The sequence below is a fragment of the Streptomyces malaysiensis subsp. samsunensis genome (assembly GCF_024519315.1).
Lineage (GTDB): Bacteria > Actinomycetota > Actinomycetes > Streptomycetales > Streptomycetaceae > Streptomyces > Streptomyces malaysiensis.
In genome coordinates this window covers 1-1,160 of the sequence record NZ_JANIIC010000218.1, presented here as the reverse complement: position 1 = coordinate 1,160, position 1,160 = coordinate 1, and the positions used below count along the sequence as shown (strand labels likewise).

Sequence of the window (1,160 nt, the reverse complement as noted above, 5' to 3'; positions counted from 1 at the left end):
GGTCCGCTCAGCCGACGACGTCCTCGCCGACATCCGCGCCGCACGCCCCGCCCACGAAGAAGCACTCCGCCAACACCACACCAACCACACCAAGGAGACCACGCGATGACCCACGACGTGGACTCCTTGTCTTTCGAGCCGTTGACCCCGACGTCGTATCTGGATCGTGCCGCGGCGGCGCACGGGGATCGGGTCGCGGTGGTGGATGGGCAGTCCCGGTGGACCTATGCGGAGCTGCGTGATCGGTGTCAGCGGTTGGCAGGTGGGTTGGCCTCGTTGGCCGAAGGCCGCCCGGTGGCGGTGCTGGCACCGAACACGCATGTGTCGTTGGAGGCGCATTTCGGGGTGCCGTGGGCGGGGGTGCCGCTGGTCGCGGTGAACACCCGGCTGTCGGTGGGTGAGGTCGCCTACATCCTGGAGCACTCCAAGGCGTCCGTGCTGATCCACGACCCGTCGTTCGACACGTTGGTGGACGAGGCCCTCGCCCGGCTGGACGCCCCACCGCACCGGATCCGGTCGGGGCAGGAGTACGAGGATCTACTGGCCGCGGCGGAGCCGCTGCACCTGACCCCGGCCGACGAACGGGCGCTGCTGTCGATCAACTACACCTCGGGGACCACGGGCCGCCCGAAGGGTGTGATGTACCACCACCGGGGCGCGTTCCTCCAGGCCGTGGCGATGGTGGGGCACACCGGACTGACGCCGTCGAGCGTGTACCTGTGGACGCTGCCGATGTTCCACTGCAACGGATGGACGTTCCCGTGGGCGGTGACCGCGGCGGCCGGGACGCACGTCTGCCTGCCGAAGGTGGATCCGGCGGAGATCTGGCGGCTGCTCCGGGAGGAGGGCGTCACGCACCTCAACGGGGCGCCGACGGTGCTGTCGATGATCGCCTACGCCCAGGAGGCCGCACCACTGGACCGCACGGTGCGGATCGCCACCGGTGGGGCGCCGCCGTCGCCGGCGATCCTGCGGCGGACGGCGGAGCTGGGGTTCGAGGTCACGCACCTGTACGGGCTGACCGAGACCTACGGCCCGGCGATGCTGTGCGACTGGCGCCCGGAGTGGAACGACCGCGACGCCGAGGCGCAGGCGCGGCTCAAGGCGCGCCAGGGCGTCGGGAACATGATCTCGTGCGTGCCGCGGGTGATCGCGGACGA

Annotated in this window: 1 protein-coding gene; it reads left to right on the top strand. The window is 70.6% G+C overall.

The features are described from left to right. Positions 1–105: 105 nt before the first annotated feature. A partial coding sequence (locus NQU54_RS48555) for an AMP-binding protein (RefSeq protein WP_257636655.1) occupies positions 106–1,160 on the top strand: 1,055 nt, incomplete at its 3' end.